General features: G+C 71.3%; 18 protein-coding genes and 1 pseudogene. 13 read left to right on the top strand and 6 right to left on the bottom strand.

Features of this window, described 5'->3' with window-relative positions:
* Positions 1–4: 4 nt before the first annotated feature.
* Positions 5–301 carry a hypothetical protein gene (locus tag DYZ02_RS11485; protein WP_245945526.1) on the bottom strand — a complete coding sequence of 99 codons (297 nt, stop codon included), beginning with the start codon at positions 299–301 and terminating at the stop codon, positions 5–7.
* A gap of 26 nt (positions 302–327) precedes the next feature.
* On the opposite strand from DYZ02_RS11485, the gene DYZ02_RS11480 reads away from it, so the two are divergent.
* The 4 genes and pseudogenes from DYZ02_RS11480 (at position 328) to DYZ02_RS01775 (ending at position 2629) form a co-directional block, all read left to right on the top strand.
* The gene (locus DYZ02_RS11480) at positions 328–615 is read left to right on the top strand and encodes a DUF6230 family protein (protein WP_245945524.1); all 288 of its coding nucleotides are present in this window, start codon (positions 328–330) and stop codon (positions 613–615) included.
* 343 nt (positions 616–958) lie between these two features.
* A pseudogene (locus DYZ02_RS11700) lies at positions 959–1162 on the top strand (DUF6114 domain-containing protein); the annotation flags it as partial.
* 67 nt (positions 1163–1229) lie between these two features.
* The gene (locus tag DYZ02_RS01780) at positions 1230–1781 is read left to right on the top strand and encodes a hypothetical protein (RefSeq protein WP_115684732.1); all 552 of its coding nucleotides are present in this window, start codon (positions 1230–1232) and stop codon (positions 1779–1781) included.
* A 26-nt stretch (positions 1782–1807) separates the two neighbouring features.
* Complete coding sequence (locus DYZ02_RS01775; RefSeq protein ID WP_115684731.1) at positions 1808–2629, top strand: PhzF family phenazine biosynthesis protein; 822 nt, start codon at positions 1808–1810, stop codon at positions 2627–2629.
* 6 nt (positions 2630–2635) lie between these two features.
* Here the strand turns inward: DYZ02_RS01775 and DYZ02_RS01770 are convergent, their stop codons facing one another.
* Together DYZ02_RS01770 and DYZ02_RS01765 are read right to left on the bottom strand one after the other, a co-directional pair.
* Complete coding sequence (locus tag DYZ02_RS01770) at positions 2636–4825, bottom strand: YhgE/Pip domain-containing protein (RefSeq protein ID WP_115684730.1); 2190 nt, start codon at positions 4823–4825, stop codon at positions 2636–2638.
* Entirely contained in the window at positions 4822–7413 is a 2592-nt protein-coding gene (locus DYZ02_RS01765) for a YhgE/Pip domain-containing protein (RefSeq protein WP_115684729.1), read from the bottom strand. Before DYZ02_RS01765 ends, DYZ02_RS01770 begins: the two co-directional genes overlap by 4 nt.
* A gap of 83 nt (positions 7414–7496) precedes the next feature.
* On the opposite strand from DYZ02_RS01765, the gene DYZ02_RS01760 reads away from it, so the two are divergent.
* Together DYZ02_RS01760 and DYZ02_RS01755 are read left to right on the top strand one after the other, a co-directional pair.
* A complete protein-coding gene (locus DYZ02_RS01760) occupies positions 7497–8447 on the top strand; it encodes a pyridoxal-phosphate dependent enzyme (RefSeq protein ID WP_115684728.1) in 951 nt (316 codons plus the stop codon).
* A complete protein-coding gene (locus tag DYZ02_RS01755) occupies positions 8447–11200 on the top strand; it encodes an FAD/NAD(P)-binding protein (RefSeq protein ID WP_115684727.1) in 2754 nt (917 codons plus the stop codon). The genes DYZ02_RS01760 and DYZ02_RS01755 overlap by 1 nt, the downstream gene beginning before the upstream one ends.
* Here the strand turns inward: DYZ02_RS01755 and DYZ02_RS01750 are convergent.
* Entirely contained in the window at positions 11197–11910 is a 714-nt protein-coding gene (locus tag DYZ02_RS01750) for an IclR family transcriptional regulator (protein ID WP_115686322.1), read from the bottom strand. The genes DYZ02_RS01755 and DYZ02_RS01750 overlap by 4 nt on opposite strands.
* A 36-nt stretch (positions 11911–11946) precedes the next feature.
* Here DYZ02_RS01750 and leuC point away from each other — a divergent pair, with 36 nt between their 5' ends.
* Together leuC and leuD are read left to right on the top strand one after the other, a co-directional pair.
* Positions 11947–13368, top strand: coding sequence for a 3-isopropylmalate dehydratase large subunit (leuC, locus tag DYZ02_RS01745; protein WP_115684726.1), 1422 nt, complete (start codon positions 11947–11949; stop codon positions 13366–13368).
* Positions 13369–13380: 12 nt separating this feature from the next.
* Complete coding sequence (leuD, locus tag DYZ02_RS01740; protein WP_115684725.1) at positions 13381–13968, top strand: 3-isopropylmalate dehydratase small subunit; 588 nt, start codon at positions 13381–13383, stop codon at positions 13966–13968.
* Between the two features lie 24 nt (positions 13969–13992).
* Here leuD and DYZ02_RS01735 read toward each other — a convergent pair whose 3' ends face one another.
* Positions 13993–14958, bottom strand: coding sequence for an NUDIX hydrolase (locus DYZ02_RS01735; RefSeq protein ID WP_245945819.1), 966 nt, complete (start codon positions 14956–14958; stop codon positions 13993–13995).
* A gap of 239 nt (positions 14959–15197) precedes the next feature.
* Here DYZ02_RS01735 and DYZ02_RS01730 point away from each other — a divergent pair, with 239 nt between their 5' ends.
* Positions 15198–16196: an NAD(P)H-dependent glycerol-3-phosphate dehydrogenase gene (locus DYZ02_RS01730; RefSeq protein WP_115684723.1), complete on the top strand. Its 999-nt coding sequence runs from the start codon at positions 15198–15200 to the stop codon at positions 16194–16196.
* Between the two features lie 20 nt (positions 16197–16216).
* A complete protein-coding gene (locus DYZ02_RS01725) occupies positions 16217–17272 on the top strand; it encodes a D-alanine--D-alanine ligase family protein (protein ID WP_115684722.1) in 1056 nt (351 codons plus the stop codon).
* Here DYZ02_RS01725 and DYZ02_RS01720 read toward each other — a convergent pair.
* Entirely contained in the window at positions 17244–18230 is a 987-nt protein-coding gene (locus DYZ02_RS01720) for a DUF3515 domain-containing protein (protein WP_115684721.1), read from the bottom strand. The two genes, DYZ02_RS01725 and DYZ02_RS01720, sit on opposite strands and share 29 nt — an antisense overlap.
* Positions 18231–18265: 35 nt before the next feature.
* Here DYZ02_RS01720 and DYZ02_RS01715 point away from each other — a divergent pair, with 35 nt between their 5' ends.
* The 3 genes from DYZ02_RS01715 to DYZ02_RS01705 are packed head-to-tail and all read left to right on the top strand — an operon-like array spanning position 18266 to position 21438.
* Positions 18266–19231 carry a thiamine-phosphate kinase gene (locus DYZ02_RS01715; RefSeq protein ID WP_115684720.1) on the top strand — a complete coding sequence of 322 codons (966 nt, stop codon included), beginning with the start codon at positions 18266–18268 and terminating at the stop codon, positions 19229–19231.
* Positions 19228–19872, top strand: coding sequence for a uracil-DNA glycosylase (locus DYZ02_RS01710; protein ID WP_115684719.1), 645 nt, complete (start codon positions 19228–19230; stop codon positions 19870–19872). Before DYZ02_RS01715 ends, DYZ02_RS01710 begins: the two co-directional genes overlap by 4 nt.
* Before the next feature lie 21 nt (positions 19873–19893).
* Entirely contained in the window at positions 19894–21438 is a 1545-nt protein-coding gene (locus tag DYZ02_RS01705) for a DAK2 domain-containing protein (RefSeq protein WP_115684718.1), read from the top strand.
* Positions 21439–21440 lie beyond the last annotated feature (2 nt).

The following is a 21440-nucleotide window of genomic DNA, read 5'->3' as shown; positions in this document are numbered from 1 at the left end:
GTAGCTAGCAATTTTTCACGCCCAAGAAAGTGCGGGTCATCGCAATGGGACACACCAGGAAAGCACGGTTCGCGGCGGTGCTCGGTGCCGGGCTCCTCCTGCTCGGAGCGGAGACGACGGTCATGGCGCAGTCGGGGCTGAGCGCCCGGCTCGCCCTGTCGAACGTGATCTTCACCCAGCACGTCGGCAGCATCGAGGGAACCGGCTTCACCCTCTTCATCGACAAGCAGGCGATGGCGGACAAGGACGTCGCCGTCTCGCGCCTCCACTTCACCGACGCCACGACCACCGACCTGTGCATGTCTGCGCCCATCAACCTGCCGGGGCTTGGGGGAGAAGAAGTTTCAGATGATGGTGCCCGGCACCGGCACGACGGCGCACAACCGCGTCATCGGTGCGGAGAGCCTCGCCGGCTCCCTGTCCATAGACAACGTGCAGATCGGCGTCGCCGCCACCCAGCTGTCCGAGGACGCGATCCCCGGCTCCTTCGGCATCAACGCCACCAACCTCAACGCCATCCAGCAGGACATCCGGGCCACGTCGATCGCCGCCGACAAGCTCAACGCGAACGGCGGCACCATCACCATCGAGGACGGGGACGGGGGCCAGTGCTAACGATGAGCAGCCACGCCAGCACCGCGCCCGAGACCAGGGAGCTCGGAGCGCTTGTCGACGCCCACCCGGCCGCCCCGGCCCCCACCCGGCNGAAGGCCTTTTACGACGGCTGGTTCCGCACCGGCGACATGGCGGCGATGGAGGAGGACGGCTTCATCAGGCTCGTCGCCCGCATCAAGGAGATGATCATCACCGGCGGGGTCAACGTCTCCCCCCCCCGCGGCGGCGAGGGGGTGGAGAAGGACCCCGCCCGCGCCCACCACGCGGCGGGCGGGCGGCCCCCCCCCGGCGCCGCCGCTTCCGCGAGTGGGCCGCCGCCCGCCCCTTCAGCGCGGGGCTGTTCATGATCCTCGGCGGCACTGTGATCCTCACGCCCGCGTACCTCTCGTTCGAGGTGTCCAACCTGCAGGTCCAAATCTCCACGATGTCCGGTGTGCCCACCCTGCTCATCGGGGTTCTGCTCATCGCCAGCGGCCTGATGGCGTGGTTCCAGCGTGCGGGGCGGATCCTCACCGGGCTCACCGCCCTCATCCTCGGCGTCGTGGCCGTGCCGACCTCCAACTTCGGCGGGTTCATGCTGGGCTCGCTGCTCGCCGTCGCTGGGCAACGCGCTGGTGCCGGAGCCGCCCGAGCCGCCGCAGATCCCAGGCCTGAGCCTCGACCCGCCCGTGCCCATCGCGGGGATGGGCACGCCGGGCGGCACCCCCTTCATCGTCCAGGCGGACTCGACGCAGCTGACGGGCAACATCAAACTCAGCGTCGTCACACTCGACACCGCCCTCGGGCCGCGCCGGGCGATCCGCATCGACGCCGACCGCGTCGACCTGGACAACCTCCGCGTCCAGTTCCCCGCGGCCAAGGCGGGGATCGCCGACCACTGGCTGCGCTCCGGGTCCGGTCAGATCACCACGCTCACCGGCAACCTCCACATCATCGTCGCCTCAAAGAACGTCACCCCCGAGATCGCGGGGGTGGCCTCGCCGGTGCCCCTCAACATCCGGGCCGACATGGCCCCGGGCCAGCTCGCCGCAGAGCTGCAAAAGGTGGGCCTCGGGACCCCGGACGCCATCTCCGAGTGCATGCGCATGCTCAACGGAACCATGGAGGTCTACTACATCTCCGCGGACCGCCTGCAGGGCGCCAGCGGCGGCGCGATCATGCAGTAGACCCCGCGCCTACCCCCGCGCTTACGATGTGTGGGGTGCGATGCGACATCCTCGAACTCGACGTGTTTTCCACCGGCCTGTTCACGGGCAACCCCCTCGCCGTGATCGCGGGGGCGGACGGGGCGGACACCGTCGCGATGCAGCGCGTGGCGGCGTGGCTGAACTACTCGGAGACGACCTTCCTCCTCCCGCCGACCGGCCCGGGTGCCGACTACCGCGTGCGCATCTTCACCGCCTCCGAGGAGTTCGACTTCGCTGGCCACCCCACCCTCGGCACGGCGGCGGCGTGGCTGGAGCTCGGCGGGACCCCCGCCCGCGAGGGCGTGGTCGTGCAGGAGTGCGGCGCCGGGCTCGTCCCCGTCCGCGCGGGGGAGGCCGGGTTCGCCTTCGCCACCCCGCCGCTGCGCCGCAGCGGGGCGCTGAGCCCCGGGGAACTCGACGGGGTGCTGCGCCGCTTCGGCCTCGGGCGCTCGGACGTGGTCGACGCCGCGTGGGCCGACAACGGGCCGGGGTGGAAGGTGGTGCAGCTGGGGGACGTCGACAAGCTCCGCTCCCTCGAGTTTTCGAGAGGAGGGGACAAGGTCGGCTTCGTGGCGCTCACGGGCGGGGCCGAGCCGTGGTGCGAGGTGCGCGCGTTCACCACCGACCGCGAGGACCCGGTCACCGGAAGCCTCAACGGCGCCCTCGCCCAGTGGCTGCGCGCCCGCTCGCTGGCGCCGGAGAGCTACGTGGCGGACCAGGGGCGGCACGTCGGGCGCGCGGGGCGCGTCGAGATCACCGACGACGGCCGCGACATCTGGGTGGGCGGTAAGGTCACCGCCCGCGTGCGCGGCACCATCGACCTGTAGGCGCGGCTAGGTCATCATCACCTTGGTCTGCGCAACAGCCTCGTCCATGCGGCCGATCGCGTGGTGCAGCCGGTGGCGCAACCAGAGGCCGAGGAAGAGGAAGGGCAGCGCGAAGAGGACGAGGATGCCGAGGGCTCGCCAGAAGTCCCAGCCGTAGGTGCCGAAGACCGCGGCGCGCATAGCGCGGATCGAGTAGGTCGCGGGCAGCCAGGGGCTGATCGCCTGCGCCCAGCCCGGCAGCAGCTGCAGCGGGTAGGCGCCGCCCGCCGCCGAGACCTGGAGCACCAGGATGAGCACGCCCACGGCCTTGCCGGCGTTGCTCAGGGAGAGCACCAGCGTGTAGCAGATCAGGTGGAAGACCAGGCTCGAAACCCACCCCGCCACGAAGAGGAGGAAGGGGTGTGCGGGCTCGATGCCCACGTAGAGGATGAGCCCCGCCATGAGGAGCGTGGATTGGGCCAGGCCGGTGGTCACGAACGTCAGGTAGCGGCCGAAGTACTTCTGGCCCGCGGTGAGGCGGCCGGGATCGACCACGTTCTGTTCGATGGAGCGGTCGTCCGTGCGCACGGCCACCGACGTCAGCAGGGCGCCCACCCACAGGGCGAGCACCGTGTAGAGCGGGGCCATGCCGGCGCCGAAGCTGACGCGGGGGAAGACCTCCTTGCGCTCCACCTCGACGGGGTCGACGAGGGCGTCGGCGAGCTCCTCCGGGTGGCTGGAGACGAGGTCGGCAAGCCTCGTCAGGTCCCCGCTCGAGCGCGCCTGCGCGATCGACTGCTGCGCATCCTGCATCCTCGCCGCGTTGGAGCGCAGAGATTCCGCCGTGTCGCGCAGGTCCGCGCCGGAGGCTGCGAGGGTGTCGCGCAGCGAGCCGGGCCGGTTGGCCAGGGCAGAGGAGACGCCGTCCATGTCCGAGCGGGCCTTGTCGACGTTCGCCCGGACGTTGTCCAGCGAGCCCGACAGCGCCTCGAGGCGCGGGCGGATCCCGGTGTCGTAGGAATTCTTGGCCGAGTCCATCGCCTCGCGGGCCCGGGCGATCGAGTCCTTGATCTCCTGCCGGTCCGCGTTCTTCCCGTCCCGGCTGCCCTGCCCGGCGGTGAGGCGCGCGGCGGCGTCGTTGAGTCGGTCGCGCACGGCCGTCTGGCGGGCGATGGCGTCGTTGAGGTCGCCGACCACCGCGCGCACCCCCGGCTGGGCGTCGGGGGGAAGCGCGGGGGCTACTTGGCCGTTGATGGTGTCGCGCAGGGCCGTGTACTGCTTCACCTGGACATCGATGCGCGCGGCGATGTCCGTCAGGCTCGCGGCGGTGGCCTGGGAGGTGGCGGAAGAGTCCGCCAGCAGCTGGTCGACGCGGTCGCTTACGGCGGCAAAGCTTTCCGACGTCGCCCCCAGCGCCGCCGCAAGCGCCGCGCCGTCTCCGCCGATGCCCGCCCCGGCGGCCCCGAGGTCGACGGGGCGGACCTGCCCGAGGGAGTCGCCCAGCGCCCCGGAGATCCGCTCGGCGCTGTCGACGAGCGGCACGCTCGACTCGGTGAGCGAGGCGAGCGCATCCACGGTGCTGGCGCTGGAGAGCAGCTGGTCGCGGGCGCTGGCGGTGCGCGTCTCGATGGAGTCGAGTGCCTGCTTGGTCTCCGCCTCGTTGAAGAAGTCCGAGGCCGTCTCGATCAACCCGAAGGACACCTCGGCGAGGGCCCTGGTGAACGACGCGCTGATCTGGGCGCTGACGCCCTGCGTGCCGTTGGAGATGAGCAGCGGGGAGATGGGGTTCTTCTTCTCGTTGACGTAGAGGTCGATGCGGCTGGGTTCGGCGTTTCCGGCGTAGAAGGTGAACATGTCGTCGCTCAGCGTGGGCGGCAGGACGATGGCGGCGTAGTACTCGCCGGACTTCGCGCCCTCGATGGCGTCGTCGGCGTCGGTGATGACCCAGTCCATCGAGTCGTCGCGGTAGAGCTGGGAGAGCACCATGTCGCCGACGTTGACGGCCAGCGGGGTGAGGTCGCTCGTGTGGCCGCGGTCGGTGTTGGCCACCGCCACCTCGAGGCGCTCCGTGTTGGCGAAGGGGTTCCACGTGGCCAGCACGTTGAACCAGGCGAAGAGGCAGGGGATGGCGATGAGGCCGACCATGACGATGCCCGCCATGACGTTGGTGTAGAGCCGGCGCAGGTCGTTGTAGGCGATGGAGAAGACGGTTCTCACTTGGTGTCCTCGCTTTCGGCGTCCGCGGGCCCGATGGTGACGCTGGTGCCGGCGGAGTCGTGGCGGTGGATCACGGCGTCGCGCAGCTCGGCCTCGCCGAGGCGCGAGACCTGTTCGGCGTCGACGAGGCTCTGCGTGAGGTACTCCACCGCGCCGAGGTAGAGGATGACCAGCAGCGACCAGGCGACGACGATGGCCAGCATGATCGTCTTGTCGGTGGGCAGGAGCATGGTGAGCAGGGTGATGATGGCGATGCCGACAACGCCCGCGCCGATCCCGCCGAAGATGAGGGTGCGGTAGTTCTCCCGCAGCATCCGCGCCCGCTTCTCGACGCCCCCGCGGAACTCATCCCGGTCCGACAGGGCGGCCATGATGTCGGACGCGCGGTAGGGCGAGCCCATGACCTCCACCTTCTCGTTGGTGATCAGGTTCGTGCGCGCGAGCTGGCGGTTGAACAGGAGGTTGGCGTGCGAGGAGGTGAGTCGGAACAGCCACCCCAGGGCGAAGGCCGCGGCGGACATGGCGAGAAGCGTCGCCAAAAAGCGGAGGTAGTGATGGCCGTAGAACCCGGCGATGGTCTCGCGCATCGCGTCGATGCCGTAGCGGAAGGGGAGGAAGGGGTAGATGCGGCGGAAGAAGCCGGGCATGAGCTCGATGGGGTAGAGGCCCGACGCGCCCGGGATCTGGATGACGACGAGGAAGACGGCGATGCCGCGGCCAATGTGGCCGAGCGCGGAGACGATGGAGTAGATGATCCCCGTGTAGGCGACCCCGATGGCGATTGCGGTGGCGAGGAAGGCCGTGACGGACTGCATCTGCACCCCGAAGGCCACGTTGCCGAGCGTCACCACGACGGCCTGGAGCACCGAGAGCGTGGCGAAGAGGAGGAAGCGGCCGAGGTAGGCTTGGCCGACGGTGAGGCGGCGGAAGCCCTCGGTGTCGACCTCGACGCGGAAGATGATCGTCAGCACGAACGCGCCGATCCACAGGGCCAGGTTGGTGAAGAAGGAGGCCATGGAGCTGCCGTAGTTCTCGGTGGGGAAGACGGCCTGCTGCTCGACGGTCACGGGTGAGGAGATATACTCGCCGATCTTCGCCGAGTTGAGGTTCGTCACCGTGTTGAGGGTCTCCGAATCGGAGGTGGCCAGGAGAGCGTTGATGTCGGCCTGGGCGGAGCGGGCGCCGTCGGCAAGCGTGCCGAGATTGCCCGAGACCTCGTCGAGGATGCCGAGGCTGGCCGCGAGCTGGTTGTCCACCCCGGCGAGCAGGGAGGTTGTCTCCTCACGCAGGGCACGCTGGCTGCTCAGCGCGCCGCGCACGGAGGCAACGCTGCCGGAGGCCTGGGCGAGCGAAGCGTTGATCGCGGGCACGGACTCGCCGAGCTGCGTGCTTGCGGCGCGCGCTGCGGCGTTGGAGTCGGCGGTCGCGGCCTCGAGGGAGTCGCCGAGCTCGCCTATCGACGCCAACGCAGCGCCCGTGCTGCGGTCCACGTCGTTCAGGCCGTCGAGGACGGTGCGGGAGGCGGCGGTGCGCTCCTCCAGCGCGCCGGCCGCGGCGTCGAGCTGAGCGCGGACCTCGGGCGACAGGGCCGCCCCGGCCGACAGGGCGCGCAGCTGCGCGACGGCAGACTCGCCCTGCTTGACCACGCCGTCGACCTCGCCGACGGCGGAGCGCACCCGCCCCTGGGCGGTGCCGAGCTGGTCCGTCGCCCCCGCGATGGAGGCGTTGGCGGAGGCGGCGCCGAGGCTGAGCGCGTTGGTGGACTCGACGAGCGCGGTGGAGGTGTCCGCGCTGAACCCGGCGGAGGACTTCTGTAGCTCGGCGATGATCCCTTCGACCTCCCCGAGGGAGGAGTCCACGGACCCGAGGGTGTCGTCGACGGAGCCGACGAGGGTGTTCAGCTCGGCGACGACCGGGCGCGCCCCGCTGATGCTCTGGTTCATCGTGGCCACCCGCCCCTGGGCGGCGTCGAGGTCGGCGGCGACCTGGGCGAAGCTCCCGGAGGTCTTGCCGCGGGCCTCCTCGGCGCCGTCGCGGAGGGTGTAGCCCGTGTTACGCAGCTCGGTCGCCGCAGCCTCGCCGACCTTCTTCTTGAAGGCCTCGGACACGGCTGCGTCGACAGCGGAGGCGCCCGCGTCGGTGATCGAGGGGGTGACGCCGTTGCTCTTCTCGTTGACGTAGTACTCCAGCACCGGCTGCGTGTAGGTGCCGCTCACCAGGCTCAGCAGGTCCTCGCTGAATTCGGGCGGGATGAGGAACATGGCGTAGTAGTCGCCGCGCATGAGCCCGTCGCGGGCCTCGTCCTCGGGGAGGAACACCCACCCGATCTTGTCGTTGCCCTTGAGCTGCTCGGTGATCTGGTCGCCGACGTCAACCTCGCCGACGCGCTCGGCGGAGGCGCCACGGTCGTTGTTGACCACCGCGATGCGGATGTTTTGGGTCTGGGCGTAGGGGTCCCAGAAGGCGTTGATGTTGAACCACGCGTAGAGCGCGGGGGTGATCAGCACGCCGACGATGATGATGAAGGCCCGGGGAACGCGCAGCAGGCGACCAATGTCCCGTCCAAGAATCTGCCCGCTTTTTCTCACGTGGCGAGCGTACCCTCGAATGGCGCGTTAGGGAAACGCCCCGCGGCGGCCCCGCCGGGCCCGAAACGCATAAGCTGGCGTTCATGCGTTCTGAATCGTCCCCGGGCCTGCTCGCCGCCGTCGGCGGCACGCCCCTCGTCCCCCTTCCCGAGCTCGGCGGCGGGAACGCCCGGGTCTGGGCCAAACTCGAGTCCTTCAACCCCGGCGGCAGCGCCAAGGACCGCACCGCCCGCGCCCTCGTCGCCGACGCCCACGAGCGCGGCGTGCTCGGCCCGGGCAGCGTCGTGGTGGAGTCGAGCTCCGGAAACCTGGGCGTGGCCCTGGCCCGCGAGGCGGCCGTCGGCGGGTGGGAGTTCCACTGCGTTGTCGACCCGCGCACCAACCAGGCCACGCTCGCCCACATGCGCGCCCTCGGCGCGCACATCCACCCGGTCGAGGAGCCCGACCCGGAGACGGGGGACTGGCTGACCGCGCGACGCGCGCTGGTGGGGCGTCTCATCGACGAGCTCGGCGGCCTCAACCTCGACCAATACTCCAACCGCGCGGCCTTCCGCGCCCACAGCGAGGGGACGATGCGCGAGATCGTCGAGCAACTCGGCCACGCGCCCGACATCCTCGTCGTCGCCGTGAGCACCACCGGCACCATCGGCGGGTGTGTCCGCCACATCCGCGAGAACGGGCTGCCCACCCGCGCCGTCGCCGTCGACGCGGAGGGCTCCGTCCTCTTCGGCGGCGCCCGGGGCGAGCGTATCCTCCCCGGCTACGGGGCAGGCGTTGTCACCGAGCTGTCGCGTGAGACCGTGCCCGACGAGGTGATCCGGGTCAACGCGCGCGACGCGGTGGCAGCGGCGCGACGCTGCGCCCGGGCGACGGGCTTTTTGCCCGGCGCCTCCGGCGGGGCGGTGTGCGTGGGCGTCGAGAAGCTCGCGCGCGAGAACGAGGGCGCGGAGATCGTGGCGGTCTTCCACGACGACGGCCGCGCGTACCTGGATACGATCTACAACGACGAATGGGTGGAAAGGAACGTGAACTGATGAGGGTAGCGATCATCGGGGCCGGCCCGCGCGGGCTGTGGGCCGCGGAGGAACTCATGGCCAGGGCGCGCGAGCGCGGCGCGGCGATCGAGCTGGACGTCTACAACGATGGCCCCGTCAGCGGCGCGAGTGGGCCGGGCGCCTACCAGCCGGGTCTGCCCTCCCAGTGGCTGCTCAACGTCCCCTCGGAGGTCGTGGAGACGCACCTCGGGACGTTCAACGAGTGGCGCGGGGCGGGCGACACCTTCCCGCCGCGCCGCGAGGTCGGCCGCTTCCTCGCCGCCTCGTGGGCCGCGCTCGCAGCGCACGTCCCCCGGTCGTGCTCGCTGCGCTTCGTGGACGCGCGGGTGTGCGAGCTCACCCCCGCCGGGGAGGGGGTCGAGGTCGAGGGCACGCTTTACGACGAAGCCCTGCTCACCACCGGCCACGCCCGCGACTGGCCCGGCGCCCTGACCCACGGCGGCGTCGAGGGCGTGGGCAAGGTCCTCAGCGCCTTCGCCCCCGGCGACCTGGACGCGGTGACCGAGGAGGACACCGCGATAGTCAGGGGTGCCGCCTTGACCTTCATCGACGTCGTGCGCCACGCCCGGGCCGCGGTGTTCTACCCGCTGACCCGGGGCGGGCGGTTCATGGATGTCAAGGCCTACCTGCCCGACGACGCCGCGGCCCAGCTCGGCCCGGCGCTGACGCTCGCGCGGGAGCACATCCGCACTGCGGAGGGTTTCGGAGACGTGTACGAGGCGCTCGTCGAGTTCTCCGGCGAGGTCCTCGCCGTGGCCGGGGCCGGCCCGGACGAGGCGGGCGTTCGCGCGGTGCTGGACGGCGAGGACGGCGCGGACCCCGTCGAGGACCTGCGCGCCTCCCTCGGGGTCGCACTCGGCGAGCGCGCCTGGACGCCCGCGGCGGCGGTGGGCTACGCCTTCCGCGCCGCCTACGACGCGGTGATCGAGCGCTCCTCCTTCGGCGGCCGCGACTCCCTCGGCGGCGAGCGCTTCGGCCGGCTCACCCGCACCCTCGAGCGCGTCGCCTTCGGTCCGCCGGCCGCTACGGCGAGGGAGGTGCTCGCCCTCATCGACTCCGGGCGCATCCGCACGGACCTGCTCGGGCGAGGAGACGAGGACCTGGCGCAGCTTGCCGGTGAGGTCGGCGCCACCGCCGTCATCGACGCCGTCAACGCCCCGCCCGGACTCGTCGAGAGCACGCTCGAGGCGGAGCTGGTGCGCCGGGGCGTCGGCAGGGAGCACCCGGAGACCGGCTCGCTCGTGGTCGAACGCGACGGCACCCTCGCGGGCCAGCGCCACATCGCCGCCGCCGGCAGGGTGAGCGAGGGGTGGATCCTCGGGCACGACACGCTGCGCCGAGGCGAGCACGAGGTCATCCCCGCGTGGGCGCGTCGCGTAACCCGCGCCGCGCTGGCCGACCCGGAGCGAGTGCACGGCCTGCCGCCCCTCGAGGCCCGCCTGGAGCCCTGGGCCCGGGAGCTGGTGGGCGACGCTCGCATGGCCCAGGGGCTTCTCGACGCCTACTCCAGCCCCGTCAACATCCTCGACGCCGCGCCCATGCTGCGCAACGTCGAGGAGCTCGTCGATGCCGCGGCGGGCGAGGGCGTCGACCTCAGGGTCTTCTACGCCCGCAAGGCGAACAAGGCTCTGACCTTCGTGGACACCGTCCGTGACGCCGGCCACGGTGTCGACGTGGCCAGCGAGAACGAGCTGCGTCAGGTGCTCGCCTGTGGCGTGCCCGGCGAGCGCATCATCCTCTCGGCGGCGGTGAAGACCGACGCGCTGCTGCGGCTCGCCGTCGAGGGCGGCGTGGTCATCTCCGCCGACAGCCGGGACGAGTACGACCGGATCGCCGCGCTGGCATCCGGCGCGCCCGCGCTGGTGGCGCCGCGCCTGGCCCCGGACCCGGAGATGATGCCGCCGACCCGCTTCGGGGAGCGCTTCGCTGCCTGGGCCGAGCACCTCGACCAGCCGGTGGACAACGTTCGCGTGGTCGGCGTCCACGTCCACCTGCACGGTTACGCGGCCGCGGACCGGCGCGCCGCGCTGGCCGAGGCGATCGGCCTGACCGACGCGCTGCGCCACGCGGGGCACTCGCCGCAGTTCATCGACCTCGGCGGCGGGGTGCCGATGAGCTACCTGGACAGCGAGGAGCAGTGGCGCGCCTGGAGCGAGGCCATCGCCACGCAGCGCGAGGGCTACGGCGAGCCCTTCACGTGGAAGGCGGACCCGCTGCGCACCACCTACCCCTACTGGCAGCACCCGACGCGCGGGGAGTGGTTGCGCGAGGTTCTCGCCGACGGTCTCGGCGACGCGCTCACCTCCCGCGGCTTGCGGCTCCACCTCGAGCCGGGGCGCTCGCTTCTCGACGGCTGCGGGCTCATCCTGGCCCAGGTCGCCTTCGTCAAGGAGCGCAGCGACGGCGTGCCGCTGGTCGGCCTGCACATGAACCGCACCCAGTGCCGCACCACCTCAGACGACTACCTCGTCGACCCGCTGCTTATCCAGCGCAGCGCGCCCTCGGCGGAGCTGGAGGCCTTCCTCGTCGGCGCCTACTGCATCGAGGACGAGCTCATCCTGCGCCGCAAGGTGCGCTTCCCCCGCGGCGTGGCGGCGGGGGACATCGTCGCGATCCCGAACACGGCGGGCTACTTCATGCACATCCTGGAGTCCGCCTCGCACCAGATCCCCCTGGCCAAGAACGTGGTGTGGCCGGGCGGCGAGCTCGACGCGATCGACCGGCCGGTTTAGAGCGCCGATCTCAGCGCGGCGGCGGCTTCGCCGAGCTGGGCGCCCCACTTCGCGGCCGGGCTCGGGCTGAGCCGCTCGACGGGCCCGGAGATGGACAGCACCGCCACCACCGCGCCGTCGGCGTCCGTGATGGGGGCCGAGACGCTGGCCAGGCCGACCTCGCGCTCGGCGACGGACTCGGCGAGGCCGCTGTCGCGGACCGCCTCGAGCTCTTCGGCGGGGAAGGGGTGGGCGTCGATAAGCCCGAATGCGGCGTAGACGCGCGCGGCCGAGCCGGCGGAGAGGGAGAGCTGCGAGCCGACGGGCACCGTGTACGTCAGGCCGCTGGCCGGTTCCTCGGCCGCGATGCACGTGCGGGTGTCGCCGGTGAGCTGGTAGAGCTGCACGGACTCGCCCGTCGCCGCGACGAGGTCGCGCATGATCGGCTCCGCGGCGGAGAGAAGCTGCGGCGGCGTCTGGGTGGCGTAGCTGGCCAGGGCCGTGCCCACGGTCCACTCCCCGGCGGGGGTGCGGGAGAGGATATGGTGTGTCTCGAGGGCCGTGGCGATGCGGTGGGTGGTCGCCCGGGGTAGGCCGGTGTCGGCGCTGAGCGCCGCGAGGGTCTTGTCGCCGGCCGCGACGGCGCGCACGATCGCAATTGCGCGATCGAGGACTTTAATCCCGGAATCTTCGCTATACTGTCTCACGAAATGGATTCTACCATCCCGCATCATGGGAATGTGCGGGGTAACGTGAGGAGGAACGCGATGGCTGACAAGCCCCTGACGCTCGCTGAGAAGGTGTGGCGCGACCACGTGGTCACGCCCGGTGAGAACGGCAACCCCGATCTCATCTACATCGACTTCCAGCTCCTCCACGAGGTCACCTCCCCGCAGGCCTTCGACGGGCTGCGCATGTCCGGGCGCACTATCCGCCACCCCGAGCTGCACCTGGCCACCGAGGACCACAACGTGCCCACCATCGGCATCTCCTCGGGCAACCTCCTGGAGATCGCGGAGCCGACCTCGCGCACCCAGGTGGAGACGCTGCGCAAGAACTGCGCGGAGTTCGGGGTGAAGCTGCATTCCATGGGCGACGTCAAGCAGGGCATCGTCCACACCGTCGGGCCCCAGCTGGGCATCACCCAGCCCGGCATGACGATCGTCTGCGGTGACTCCCACACCTCCACCCACGGCGCCTTCGGCTCGATCGCCATGGGCATCGGCACCTCCGAGGTCGAGCACGTCATGGCTACCCAGACGCTCTCGCTCAAACCCTTCAAGACGATGGCCATCGAGGTCTCCGGCGAGCTGCGCGAAGGTGTGACCGCGAAGGACCTCATCCTCGCCATCATCGCCAAGATCGGCACCAACGGCGGGCAGGGCCACATCATCGAGTACCGCGGCGAGGCCATCGAGAAGCTGTCGATGGAGGCGCGCATGACCATCTGCAACATGTCCATCGAGGCCGGCGCCCGCGCCGGCATGGTCGCGCCCGACCAGAAGACCTTCGACTACGTCGAGGGCCGCGAGTACGCCCCGAAGGGCCGGGACTGGGACGAGGCCGTCGCCTACTGGAAGACCCTGCCCACCGACGAGGGCGCCGAGTTCGACACGGTCGTCGAGATCGACGGCGACGCCCTGACCCCGTTTGTCACCTGGGGAACCAACCCCGGCCAGGGCCTGCCGCTGGCCGAGTCCGTCCCGGACCCGGAGTCCTTCGGCGACGAGTCCGCCAAGCGCGCCGCCGAGACGGCGCTGCGCTACATGGACCTGACCCCGGGCACCCCGCTGCGCGAGATCAAGATCGACACCGTCTTCCTCGGCTCCTGCACGAACGCGCGCATCGAGGACCTGCGCGCCGCCGCCGACGTGCTCAAGGGGCGCACCATCGCCCCGGGCACCCGCATGATGGTCGTGCCCTCGTCCACGATGGTCAAGCAGCAGGCGGAGGAAGAGGGCCTGGACAAGGTCTTCACCGACTTCGGCGCCGAGTGGCGCACCGCGGGCTGCTCGATGTGCCTGGGCATGAACCCGGACCAGCTGGCGCCGGGGGAGCGCTCCGCGTCCACCTCGAACCGCAACTTCGAGGGCCGCCAGGGCCCGGGCGGGCGCACGCACCTCGTGTCCCCGCTCGTCGCCGCCGCCACCGCCGTCGCCGGCCACCTGGCCAGCCCCGCAGACCTGTAAAGGAGCCCCACCATGGAGAAGTTCACCACGCACACCGGCGTCGGGGTTCCCCTGACCCGCTCCAACGTCGACACCGACCAGATCATCCCCGCCCGCTACCTCAAGCGCGTCTCCCGCACGGGCTTCGAGGACGGCCTGTTTTCCAACTGGCGCGACAGCGAACCCGACTTCGTGCTCAACCAGGACGCCTACCGCGACGGCTCCGTGCTCTTCGCGGGCACCGACTTCGGCACCGGTTCCTCGCGCGAGCACGCGGTCTGGGCGCTGGGCGACTACGGCTTCCGCGCCGTGTTCAGCCCGCGCTTCGCCGACATCTTCCGCGGCAACGCGGGCAAGGCGGGGCTGCTCGCCGGCCTGATGAGCGAGTCCGACATCGAGCTGATCTGGAAGCAGCTCGAGCAGCACCCGGGCCAGGAGGTCACGGTCTCGCTGGAGGACCGCACGGTCACCGTGGGGGAGTCGACCTACACCTTCGACGTCGACGACTACACGCGCTGGCGCCTCATGGAGGGTCTCGACGACATCGGGCTCACGCTGCGCGACGAGGGCGCGATCGAGGACTTCGAGGCCCGCCGCCCCGCGTTCAAGCCGAGCGTCTAGCTTGTCGACGCCCCGCCGCGCGCCCTACTGAACCGGAAGCGCGGAGGGGATATAGTCGGCCCCGGTGAGCTCGCCCTCCCGGAAGGACAGCACCCACACGCTGCCCTTCTTCACGTTGATCTCGTCGTCGATGGGCAGGCGACCCCGGGCGGCGAGCCACGCGATCATCTGGGGCATGACGGTGCCCTGGCCGCAGATGACGCTCGTGCCGCCCTGGGCGACGACGTCCGTGAACGCCTTCTGCGCCTCGACCTGGCTCTGCGCCCACCCAGCGTCGCCGAAACGGACGTCGACGGCGACGTCGAGGCCGAGCTCGTCGGCCAGCGGGGCGACGGTGTTCTGGCAGCGGTCCGGCAGGGCGGAGAAGATGCGCTCCGGCTCGAAGGGGGCGAGCAGCGGGACGAGCATCTCGGACTGGCGCCTGCCCTTCTTGTCCAGGGGGCGCAGGTTGTCGTCGCCGGACCACTTCTCGCGCTCGTGGGCGCGGCCGTGCCGGACGTAGAGGATGCGGGCGTCGGCGGGCAGGCGGAAGCGCTTCTCCGCCTTCTCCAGCACCTGGCGGTCGAGGTCGTAGGTCATGAGCTCCTTCGCCTCGTCGAGCGGCAGCCAGCGGATCTCGTCCACCTCGTCGTTGGGCACGAACTCGCCGCCGGTGACCTCACCCGTCCAGTAGTAGACCACCTTGGTGGTGTTCTTGACCGGGTAGATCGTCTTGCCCAGCAGCTTGCCCAGGCGGACGCGGTAGCCCGTCTCCTCCCAGATCTCGCGCACCGCGGTGGTCACCAGCGACTCGCCCGGGTCGAGCTTGCCCTTCGCGAGGGACCAGTCGTCGTAGTGGGGGCGGTGGATGCAGGCCACCTCGATCCCCTCGACGCTGCCCTCGCCGGGCAGCGCTCCGCGCCACAGGACCGCGCCCGCGGCGAGGGTGGTCCGGGCGAATTCCTTCTCGGGGCGGCGGGGGATCTGCTGGTGGCGGCCGGTGAGGAACATCTCGCCCTGGTCGTCCTTGTCCTGCTCGTGCAGGCCGGACTTCCTGGGCCGCTGGGGCTTTTCGATGTCGTCCTTGCCGTGCTGTGTTCCGGTTCCGGTGTCCTTCGCCATGAAAACATTGTGACTCACTTCGAGCGGGGGCGCGAACTGTTCTAAGCTTGTTTTGTTTTGCGCAGCTTCACCACGCCCCGTCGCGGGCTGGGGAGCCGGATCTCACAGCAGGATGGAGGAGCTGACCGATGGTCAACGTCGCGGTGATGGGTGCCGGTTCGTGGGGCACGACGCTGGCGAAGGTGTTCGCGGACGCCGGCAACGCGGTGACCCTCTGGGCGCGCCGCCCCGAGCTCGCGGAGGCGATATCGACAACCCGCGAAAACCCCGACTACCTGCCGGGCATTGAGCTGCCCGCGGGGATCTCCGCCACCACCGACCCAGCCGAGGCGCTGAGCGGGGCCGCCATCGCGGTGTTCGCGGTGCCCAGCCAGACGATGCGCGACAACCTCACCGCCTGGGCCCCGCTGCTGCCCGCCGACGCCACCCTGCTGTCCATCTCCAAGGGCATCGAGTCGGGCACCTACATGCGGATGAGCGAGATCATCGCCGAGCTCACCGGCGCGGGCGAAGAGCGCATCGCGGTGCTCACCGGGCCGAACCTGGCGCGCGAGGTGGCGCTGGAGCAGCCCGCCGCGACCGTCATCGCCTGTGCGGACCTCAACCGGGCGAAGCTGGTGCAGGCGGCCTGCGCGACGGGCTACCTGCGGCCCTACACCAACACGGACGTCGTCGGCTGCGAGATCGGCGGCGCCTGCAAGAACGTCATCGCGCTGGCGTGCGGCATGGCCGCCGGCCTGGGGCTGGGGGAGAACACCCAGGCCTCGCTGATCACCCGCGGGCTGGCCGAGATCACGCGCCTCGGCAACGAGCTCGGCGCGGACCCGCGCACGTTCGCCGGCCTGGCCGGCATGGGAGACCTCGTGGCCACGTGCTCCTCGCCCCTGTCGCGCAACCGCACCTTCGGCGCCGCCCTCGGCGAGGGCAAGAGCGTCGAGGAGGCGAAGAAGGCGACCCGGGGCCAGGTCGCCGAGGGCGTGATCTCCTCGCAGAGCATCTCCGAGATGGCGCAGCGCCACGGGGTGGACATGCCGATCACCCACACGGTCTACGCCGTGTGCCACGAGGGCCAGTCGGTGCCGGACAGCATCACCAATCTCATGGGGCGCTCGAAGAAATCGGAGTAGCCGGCTGTAGGATCGGTCGGGTGATTCGCATAGCTGTCGTCTACGGTGGCCGGTCCACCGAGCACTCCATTTCCTGCATCTCCGCCGGCTCGATCATGGCGGAGCTCGACCCGCAGCGCTACGAGGTCTTCCCCGTGGGCATCACCCGCGAGGGCGCCTGGGTCGTCGGCGAGCTTGACCCGATCGCGGGGGAGACGCTGCCGGAGGTGACGGGGGGCCGCGAGATCGCGCTGTCTCTCAACCCGGCCCGCCGCGGCGAGTTCGTCGACGCGCTCAGCGGAGAGGTTCTCGCCTCCGTCGACGTCATCTTTCCGGTCCTGCACGGCAAGTACGGCGAGGACGGCACGATCCAGGGCATGTTCGAGCTCTCGGGCGTGCCCTACGTCGGCCCGGGCGTGCTCGCCTCCGCCTGCGGCATGGACAAGGAGTACACGAAGAAGCTCGTTCACCTCGCGGGCATCCCCACCACGGCGGAGGCGATCCTCGCGCCGGGGCAGACGCTTGACGACGCCACACGCCAGCGCCTCGGCCTGCCCGTCTTCGTCAAACCGGCGAGCGGTGGGTCGTCGATAGGCGTGTCCAAGGTCTCCTCCTGGGAGGAGCTCGACGCGGCGGTGGAGCTCGCGCTGGAGTCGGACAACAAGGTCATCGTCGAGGCCGAGCTCGTCGGCGACGAGGTGGAGATCGGCGTGCTCGAGTTCCCCGACGGGCAGGTCAAGGCGTCCGTGCCCGCCCGCCTCAACGGTACCGAGGACAGCGCGGAGGGCTTCTACGGTTTCGAGACGAAGTACCTCGAGGACGAGGTCACCGCGACGATCCCGGCCCCCTACGACGAGGAGACGCTCGGCCAGCTGCGCGAGCTGGCGGTGCGCGCCTACCGGGCCCTGGACTGCAAGGGCCTGGCGCGGGTGGACTTCTTCGTCACGGGGGACGGCCCGGTGCTCAACGAGGTCAACACCATGCCGGGCTTCACGCCGATCTCGATGTACCCGCAGATGTGGCTCGCCTCGGGCCTGAGCTACGGGCAGCTGCTCGACACGCTGGTCTCTACCGCTCTGGCAGGCTCCGGGCGATAGCCTCCGACAGCGTGGTCACCGCCTCGTTTCCCTCCGCCTGGGGGAGGTTGGCGGCCACGACGGCCCCGCGCCCGAGGGCGAACCACGTCGCCGAGGTCGTGCCGTTGGCCAGGGTCGTGTCCTCGAACCAGGTGACGTCGTTGACCTGGTAGAGCTGGATGCCCGGCTCGTAGTTTTCCGGGTCTGCTACGCCGCAGCGCACGACGATCGGCTCGCGGCCCTCGGCCACCCACACCGCGGTGTCAGCGGCCCCGACGCGGTCGGCGCCGAGGCGCTCGAAGCCCTCCGCCACCGTGCCCGGCAGGTCGGCCATGAGTGCGGAGCAGCCCTCGGCAGGGCCCGAGGCCAGGTCGCTGAGCGGGGCCGGGGCCGGGCGCAGCTGGGCCTGGGGCAGTGCCGACAGGTCGAGCTCCGCGCGCGGGTCGTGCCCGTTCAGCCCCGCCTCGTCCGAGGTCACGGCCACCACCGGGTCGCGGTCCACGCTGTACCAGGTGGTCATCGTCGAGCCCGGGGTGGCGTCGTCGACGCGCAGCCACCGCGTCCCGCCCACCTCCTCGGTCGGGCTGTACTCGTTGTACTGGGCGGGGGCGTCCACGCCGCAGCGCAGGGTGACGCGCTCGGTGGAGGAGGACTGCCAGGCCGCGGCGCCGGCCGGGGCGGGCTCGGCGAGCTCGGCGCGGCGGTGGTCGGCAAGGGACGTGGGGAGGGCGTCGACAAGCTGCGCGCACTCCGCGGACCCCGCCTTCGGCGAGGGAAGCTCCGTCATCGAGACCGGCTGGAGGGCGACCCGGTCGAAGAAGAACTTCGCCCCGGCGAGTACGCCGATGACGAGCGCAACGGCGAGGGCGAGGCTGACGTAGGCCACGCCCCGATTAATGTGGGGGTGCAGCTGGGGTTCGCTGCCGGCGCCCCCGGCGCTCGGAGCGGGCGGACGATTCTCGCTGTCGATCCCAGTCATGGAGCCACAGTCTACTGAAAGGGCCGAATACCCCAGTGATCCGCACAGGCTTCCCCACCGCGGGGCCGACCCTCGGCGAGGTCGGCGAGGAGCAGGTGATCCGCGCCATCGTCGGCGCCGCGCCCTCGACCATCAACGGCGACGACGCCGCCGTGCTCGCCCCGGCCGCGCCGAACTCGCGGGTGGTGGCCACCACCGACATGCTCGTCGAGGGCCGCCACTTCCTCCCCGCCTACACCACGCCCTACCAGCTCGGGCGCAAGGCGGTGGTGCAGAACTTCGCGGACATCGAGGCGATGGGGGCCCGACCCATCGCGGCCCTGCTGGCCATCTCGGCGCCGGACACGCTGCCGCTGGCGGTGGTCGAGCAGCTCGCCGAGGGCATCCACGCCAAGGTGGAGGAATACTCCACCGAGCTCGTCGGCGGCGACGTGACCGGCGGAGACAGCCTCGTCGTCTCGCTGTCCGCGATCGGCTCGCTCGGCGGCAACCTCGAGCCGCTCAAGCTCAACCGGGCGCGCCCGGGCCAGCGCGTCGTCGCCCACGGCAGGATCGGCTACTCGGCGGCGGGGCTCGACCTGCTTCGCTCCGGCGCGCGCGTCCCCACCGTGCTCGAGCCGCTCATCGACGCCCACCAGGCCCCCGAGCTCACGCCCGGCCGCGGGGTGATCGCCCGGGCCGCTGGGGCGACCTCGATGACCGACAACTCCGACGGCCTCGTCCGCGACATCGGGCTCATCGCCGCCCGCTCGCGGTTGTCCGTCGACCTGGAACCCGCGGCGATCGCCCCCGACGCCCTGCTCACCGCGGCCGGGGAGCTGCTGGGCGTGGACCCGTGGCGCTGGGTCCTCGCCGGCGGTGAGGACCACACGCTGCTGGGCACGATCGACGGCGAGGCGCCCGCGGGCTTCCGCACGATCGGCACCGTGCGCAAGGGCGACGGGGTGACCGTGGGCGGGGAGCCGCCCGCCTACACAACTGGATGGGAGAGCTTCCGATGAACCTGCCCGTGCACGAATCCTGGCGCGAGCCGCTCGCCCCGGTGGAGGACCGGATCCACGCGATGGGCGATTTCCTCCGCGCGGAGGGTAAGTACCTGCCGCGCGGCAACGACATCCTGCGCGCCTTCGCCGACCCCTTCGACGACGTCCGCGTGCTCATCCTCGGCCAGGACCCATACCCGACGCCGGGACACCCGATGGGCCTGGCCTTTTCCACCCAGCCCGGGGTGGCCGCCCCGCGCTCGCTGGTGAACATCTACGCCGAGCTTCACGACGACCTCGGGGTGCCGCCCCGCAGCGACGGCGACCTGAGCTCCTGGTCGAAGCAGGGGATACTGCTGCTGAACAGGGTGCTCACCGTCCGCCCCGGAAAGCCCGCCTCCCACCGCGGAAAGGGCTGGGAGGCGGTGACGGAGCAGGTGATCAGGGCGCTGGCGCGGCGCGAGACGCCCCTGGTGGCCATCCTGTGGGGGCGCGACGCGCAGTCGGCGGCGCGCTTTCTGGGCGACGCCCCGCGCATCGAGTCGCCGCACCCCTCGCCGCTGTCGGCACACCGCGGTTTCTTCGGCTCGCGGCCCTTTTCGCGCGCCAACCGGGCCCTCGAAGAGCTGGGGGCGGAGCCTGTCGAGTGGTCGCTGTAGCCCGATGTAAACTCTGTTGCCATGGTCACTGCTGCTGAGCCCGCGGTCTTCGACGGCGCCCGCCTCATGAGCTGGGCGCGCAGGTCCACCGCCGAGCTCGAGCGCAGGAGGATGGAGATCAACGAGCTCAACGTGTTCCCCGTGCGGGACTCGGACACCGGCTCGAACATGGCGCACACCATGCGCGCGGCGGTTGCCGAGGCCGAGCGGCTGGGCGAGGGAGCCGGGGCCCGCGAGGTGGCCGAGGCCCTCGCCGTGGGCAGCATGCGCGGGGCCCGGGGCAACTCGGGTGTGGTGCTCTCCCAGGTCATCCGCGCGGTGGCGCAGAACGTTGGGGGCGGGGAGATCGACGGGTCCGTCGTTTCCGCCGCGCTCGATTCCGCCGTGCACTTCGTCGACCGGGCGATCTCCGAGCCCGTCGAGGGGACGGTGGTGACGGTCCTGCGGGCCGCCGCGCTCGCCGCCGCGGAGCAGCCGGGGGACGCAGAGCTTGCCGACGTCTCCCGAGCCGCCCTCTCCGCCGCCCGCACCGCCCTGGCCAGGACGCCCTCCCAGCTCGAGGTGCTGCGCGAGGCGGGCGTGGTGGACGCGGGCGGGACGGGCCTGGTGATCCTGCTCGAGGAGCTGGTCAAGGAGATCGCGGGGGATGACGCCGCCCCCGAGGACGTGGCGGCCGCTGAGGAGCCGCACTCGCAGCTGGCGAACCTGGAGGTGATGTTCCTCTTCGACGGCCCGCTCGACGCCCTGGAGGCGGAGCTGTCCCGGATGGGAACGAGCCTCGTCATCGCCCACGCCGGCGAGACGGAGGGCAAGGTGCACATCCACTCCCTCGACGCGGGCAGGGTCATCGAGACGGCCTTCGCGATGGGCCGGGTCACGGACCTGCGGCTCGAGGTGCTCCCGGCGACGCCGGTGACGGAGAACCCCGGCCGGCTCATCGTGGCGGTCACCCCCGCGGGCTCCCTGGCGGCGCTCTACGGCGAGGCCGGCGCCGTGACGGCCGCGCCCGGGCCGGACGTCGTCTCCGGCGTGCTGGCGGAGATCCGCCGCTCCCCGGCGGGCGAGGTCATCCTGCTGCCCAACGGCCAGTTGGACAACCGCCAGCTCGGCGCGGTGGAGAAGGCGGCGCGCGCGTTCAAGCAGACCGTGACCGTCCTGCCGACGGTTCGGCTCGTCTCGGGCATCGCGGCGCTCACTGTGCACGACCCGGACCAGCCGCTGTCGACGGTGTCCTACGCCATGTCGGAGGCCGCCGGGGAGATGCGCACTGCCGCCGTGCAGCGCGCGGAGAAGGCGGGCCTCGTGCAGGGGGGAGCCGTCTCGCGCGGCGATTTCATCCTGGTGGCGCACGGGGAAACCTCGCGCGCTCCCGAAAACGCGGGGGAGGCCGTCGCCTACGCCTGCCGCCGCCTCCTGGAGCACGGCGGGGAGCAGGTCTCCATCCTCTACGCGCCGGAGGAGTTCACGCGCTTTGAGACGGCGCCGCTCGTCGAGCAGCTCGGCGTCGACGTGCTCGCGTACCCGGCCGACGGCCTGGGCGCCGTCGCGGAGATCGGGGTGGAGTAGCC

Source organism: Corynebacterium senegalense (assembly GCF_900411315.1).
Classification (GTDB): Bacteria; Actinomycetota; Actinomycetes; order Mycobacteriales; family Mycobacteriaceae; genus Corynebacterium; species Corynebacterium senegalense.
This window is presented reverse-complemented; position numbering and strand designations above follow the sequence as displayed.